Origin of the sequence: Chryseobacterium sp. (assembly GCF_022712095.1) — a bacterium.
In the GTDB taxonomy this organism is placed as follows: domain Bacteria; phylum Bacteroidota; class Bacteroidia; order Flavobacteriales; family Weeksellaceae; genus Chryseobacterium.
Window position 1 is genome coordinate 1 of the sequence record NZ_JALAHD010000294.1, and the last position, 4,207, is coordinate 4,207.

3 protein-coding genes are annotated in these 4,207 nt (G+C 31.9%); 2 read left to right on the plus strand and 1 reads right to left on the minus strand.

The window, feature by feature from the left end; genetic code table 11:
- Window positions 1-600, plus strand: a 600-nt coding sequence (locus tag Q0A18_RS14835) for a hypothetical protein (protein ID WP_292010940.1), incomplete at its 5' end; no start/stop codon positions are given.
- A 644-nt stretch (window positions 601-1,244) separates the two neighbouring features.
- On the opposite strand, the gene Q0A18_RS14840 is transcribed toward Q0A18_RS14835, so the two are convergent.
- A complete protein-coding gene (locus Q0A18_RS14840) occupies window positions 1,245-2,924 on the minus strand; it encodes an NUMOD4 domain-containing protein (RefSeq protein ID WP_050019615.1) in 1,680 nt (559 codons plus the stop codon).
- A gap of 170 nt (window positions 2,925-3,094) precedes the next feature.
- Between Q0A18_RS14840 and Q0A18_RS14845 the strand changes: the two genes are divergently transcribed.
- On the plus strand, window positions 3,095-4,189 hold the full coding sequence (locus Q0A18_RS14845) for a serine hydrolase domain-containing protein (protein ID WP_292010941.1): 1,095 nt from the start codon (window positions 3,095-3,097) through the stop codon (window positions 4,187-4,189).
- The last annotated feature ends 18 nt before the right edge of the window (window positions 4,190-4,207 follow it).

The following is a 4,207-nucleotide window of genomic DNA, read 5'->3' on the forward strand; positions in this document are numbered from 1 at the left end:
GCAATAGCTCAAACGGGACAAAATTCAAAAATTGACAATTCTCTTTCTTCAAATTTTCCCCCGGTAGTAGATATTGTGAAAAAGAATATACAGAGTATGGGAGGAGAAAGACTTTCTCAAATTAAATCAATGACAACTATTGATACAAAAATGATCAATGGAGAACTTATTGAGAGAATTCAAAAAAAAGATTCTGATGGGAATAATCATGTGACAAGATTTGATGAAGAAATTAAGCGTTCTGGTCGTCTAGTTTCAAAACTTTCCCGCTTTTTCAATAATAATGACGGGCAATTTTTATTTCCGATTTTTAATATTTTGAATAACCATACAAAATATACTGTTTCAGGAATAGAGAAAGTTAATGGGAAAGAATGTTATGTAATAGAGGGAGGAAACTATAAACTTTATCTGGATAAAGAAAGTGGTTTAACACAGAAAGCTGTTGAAGGAAATGGATATATATTGGAATATTCTAATTTTAAAGCTGTTAACGGTCTTACTTTACCGCACAAGATTATCTTAAATAATGGGCAAGAAGAATTCAATCTTTCAGCTATAACATTTGATGACGTTACTGATACTGATTTTTGTTATTGATAGAAAGAATACTATAACTTAAATTTTTAATATATAATTCTAAAATATGATTTTTAATAAAAAACTAATTTTGCTTTTGGTGGTTCTGATAAATGTTTTTTTATTCCAGCATCAAGTCAAAGGAAATGGTATAAGAAAATATGGGTTTGATTTAGATTCAAATTTTTCGGGATCTGATAATATCCAAAATTTTCCTATGGATACAATAAAAATCTCCGGGGTTTTGTCAAAAGATATAAATAACTTGTACCATCCGGAAGAAAATAACTCCTTTTCAATATCCACATCAGATCTCAAATTTAGCGTGTTGGATGGTTCCGAACCGTCTCTTTAAATCTCTTTATTTATCAACCTTTTTAAAAGATGGGGCTTTGGCTACTCACCGATTTACTCACTTTGAAAATGTAGGTTTTTGATTCGTTTTGTATGTCAAATATAATAATTTCCACTGTATTTTAAGGAATAACTACTGAGGTTTTTAAGATTACAACTTGATCGAACTCACAATTGCAAGTTTTTTGATCCAATAATTGTATGAAGGAAGGTTTGAAAATTCTCTGGAACGCATCTTATCTACTGCTTTACTTTCAATGTAATATTAGCTCATCTGTCAGATCAGAAAGATTTTGTGAAATGTTCCTATTCTACTTTTTAATTATCGTTTTATTAAATGCATCCGCAATAGAGCGTAATGATAACTTTGACAGATCTATATCCCAGAGAGGCTCATTTTCATTAATAACCCGCAATGTTTTATCATTAAGATCAAATTGTTCGACAAAGCAATAGTAAAGCAGCCGTAAAAGCATTTTGGGGTTTGTATCTTCCTTCGGGTGCAACTTAAAATAAAGGTAACCGGATTTATTTTTCTTTATTACATTGAGAGAGATTATTTGCTCTTCTCCGAAAAATTGATACCCCGCACTCCAGCCACTTAATCGTTTTATTCTTCCTTTATTTGAAATTACATATTTCCCTTCAAAGCCGGGTAATGGTCTCCATTGTTCATCCGGCAAGTCTTTTATCGATAAATTGAAAACAGCAGGTGGATTCTTCTTATAAATTTGTGGCTTACCCAGCTTTTTCCAAAGCGAATCGTTAAATACTTTTTTGGAATTAAATATTGTTCTCACCTTAATCACACCAAAATCTTTATTTCTCTCTCGAAGAACATAAGAAACGGGACGTAATGAAAGTTTTGACAGGTCTATATTCCATTGCGGATTACTCTCATTTACCACAGCAAGCCTTTTGTTTTTAAGATCAAACTTTTCTACAAAACAATAATAAAGTAATTTGCTCATTACAGGCAGGACTTCTTTACCTTCATTATTTAATCTGCAATATAAGGAATACGTTGTATCGCTATTGCGTATCATGAACTGGGATAATATCTGTTCTTTCAAAAATATTTTTCTTCCTTTTGAAGTCCAGCCTTCTAACCGTTTTACTCTGCCTTTGTTAGAAATCATAAAACGATTTTCAAAATTTGGGATTGGTATTGGAATCCAGTATTCTCCGGGAAGATCTTCAAGTGACAGATTCATGCATGGAGGAGGATTATCTTTGTCAATTAAAGGTTTACCCAGCTTCTCCCAAAGAAACTGATTAAATGAGTCAGCTGAAATATCTGATGGTGTAGCGATGATAAAGTCTTCTTTTTTAGGAGGATTACTTTGCAAAAACCATCGAAATGTTCCTGCTGTTAGAAATCTTTTATTAACTACATCCAAAATGCTTTCTGGGGCAATACCTAATTTTTTTCCTGCAACGTAAATACTTTTAAAATCAGCGATTAAAACTCCTTCAGCAGTGTATTGGCTGATGGGCTGTAGGTAGTCAACATGTAGATTCCTTGCTCTATTTTGGCGAAAGGTTTTTAGTCTTTTTTCGCTGGCCGAAATTTTCTCTAGATTATTGCAATGTATATGAAGGCTATTTCCATCTTTACATGAAATAACAATTAAACGGTTATTAAGGTCAAATTCTTCAACAAAATGATAATAGACCAAACGTGCTACCGATCTTGTATATTTACGACCATCCCAAATAAATCCGCAATGAACATTAAAACCATCAGCTTGAAGGTAGTTATTAAACTGTTTTACAAAAGTCAGTTTCCTAATAAGCTCCGGAAGCCAGCGTTCTTTACCGAATAATGATAAAGACATACGTTCTAAGCTCTTCACCCGTCCATAGTTAGAGATAGCATAATTCTCAAAACCTTCAATCAGCCTCCATTCTTCATCCGGAAGATCTTCTAAAGATCTATTATAGAGAACTTCTTTTACGTATTGGTCTTCTAATTCAGGAGGTAGCTTCATGGACTCATCTCTTTATTCATAAAATTAACACTATTCGTAAGATAAAAATAAGAAAAAGTGCAAAATCGTAAGCAAATAAAAATTATCCGATCCATTAATCACTAATGAAACTAAAAGTGTCTCATTAAAATTACTACTTTAGTATTACATTTCTTTTGAAGACATCTTACATGAAAAATATTTTATTCATACTTATTTCATTTGCTTTTTGGCCACATCAATTATCCGGTCAAAGAACACTTTTTGATAAGGAAAATAATAAGACAAGAGATAAACTTGAACATTTTTTAAAACAAGTTGATGCGCCAGGTATGGCAGTATCAATTTCGTATAAAGGAAATGTTATTTTTTCTGAGGGTTTTGGATATGCTGATATAGCAAATAAAGTTAAGATTGATCCTTCAAAAACCAAGTTTCGAATTGCAAGTATCACAAAAACAATTACAGCAGCTACATTGGGCAAACTTGTTGAATTGGGTTCTATTGATTTTAATAATACAGCAAATTTTTATTTGGATAGTTTGTCGAAGAAAAAATATGATTTTACAATTAGGCAATTAGGTGGGCATCTCTCAGGTATGATGAGAGAGCCCAGCGAAGAAAGATTTAATAAAAATTATTCCCGCAAAGATTTTTATCGAGTTTTTAGCTTGGATGAACTTGAATTTGAGCCATCAACTAAAATCCAGTATAGTAACTATGGCTTTAAACTATTAGGTCTGATTGTCGAAAAAAAATGTGGAATGTCGCTAACAGAATGTCAAAAGAAATATGTAATAGATAAACTAGGTTTAAGGAATACTATGATGGATACAGGTGTCTATGACAGCAACACCACTACATTTTATTCCATTCGTAATAGGCAAGTTGCTATTAGCCCGCCTGCAAAATGTTCATTTAAATATGCCGAGGGATGCTATTTGTCCACTAGCGAAGATCTAGTAATCTTAGGGAACGGTTTCCTTTACTCTAATAGAATTTTAAATAGTGAAACTTTAAAACAATTAATAAAATCGCAGCACTTAAAAAATGGTGAAAAAACTAACTATGGAATAGGTTTTTTTTCTTCAACTGACTACTATGGAAATTACTATTATGGACATGAGGGAAGATACGTTGGAGGGATAAGTTTATTGTACGTTTATCCCAAAGAAGAAATTGTTATTACCTGCTTGATTAATTTGGACCTTATTAATAAAGATCTGAAAAGCTATATACAGGAAATTTTGTTTAGATATATTGATAAAATTCATAATAACCTATGATGTATAAAGATATTATGA

Coding starts and splice junctions, on each gene's coding strand:
- Q0A18_RS14840 (WP_050019615.1), bottom strand. CDS start 2,924: ATGAAGCTACCTCCTGAATTAGAAGACCAATACGTAAAAGAAGTTCTC.
- Q0A18_RS14845 (WP_292010941.1), top strand. CDS start 3,095: ATGAAAAATATTTTATTCATACTTATTTCATTTGCTTTTTGGCCACAT.